Raw genomic sequence first — 737 nt, forward strand, 5'->3', positions numbered from 1 at the left:
CGGCCACGAGGTCCTTCTCGCCGACCCCGGTCCGGCGGACGATCTCCTCGCTGATGACCCGCACCCCGCCCTCGCCGATGGCTCCGAACCCCAGTTCGGGGTGGTAGGGCACCCCCAGCTTGCGGACCACGATCACATCGAGCGGGGCGCCCAGGGCCTGCGCGACCTCGTACGCCACCGGCACACCGCCGCGCGGCAGCCCGAGGACGACGGGGTCGCGCCTCCCCAGGTGCCGCAGAGCCACGGCGAGCCGGCGCCCGGCGTCCGTGCGGTCGGTGAACTGCACGGTCCCTCACCTCCAGGAGAGGTTTCCGTCCGCGGGGGAGCGCGGTACACGCACGCACATTCCCCACCTTCGAAACAATCCCATTTGCGCTGGTTCGGCAAGTCGGGGACGGTCGGTCGTATGGAGCGAATCGGCGCGGTCCTGATCGACATCGACGGCGTGCTCACCGTGTCCTGGGAGCCGCTGCCGGGCGCTGTCGAGGCCATGGAAGCCCTGCGGGCCGCGGAGGTGCCGCTGGCGCTGGTCACCAACACGACGTCCCGTACACGCGCCGCGATCGCCCGGCGGCTCGCGGATTCGGGCTTCCCCGTCGGCCCCGACGACATCCTCACGGCCCCCGCCGTCACCGCGGCCCATCTGCGCGAGCGGCACCCCGGAGCCCGCTGCCTGCTGATCAACACCGGCGACGTACGGGGCGACCTGTCCGGGGTGCCCCTCGTCGAGGAGGAGG

At 72.7% G+C, this 737-nt stretch carries 1 protein-coding gene and 1 pseudogene; one reads left to right on the plus strand and one right to left on the minus strand.

Going from position 1 to position 737, the window contains the following annotated elements; translation table 11 throughout:
• On the minus strand, positions 1-286 hold a 286-nt coding region (locus tag D8M29_RS13265), incomplete at its 3' end, for a phosphoribosyltransferase family protein (protein WP_255420509.1).
• A 120-nt stretch (positions 287-406) separates the two neighbouring features.
• On the opposite strand from D8M29_RS13265, the pseudogene D8M29_RS13270 reads away from it, so the two are divergent.
• Positions 407-737 (plus strand): annotated as a pseudogene (locus D8M29_RS13270) (hypothetical protein); the annotation flags it as partial.

It is taken from the genome of Micrococcus sp. HSID17227 (assembly GCF_003989405.1).
Taxonomy (GTDB): domain Bacteria; phylum Actinomycetota; class Actinomycetes; order Actinomycetales; family Micrococcaceae; genus Micrococcus; species Micrococcus luteus.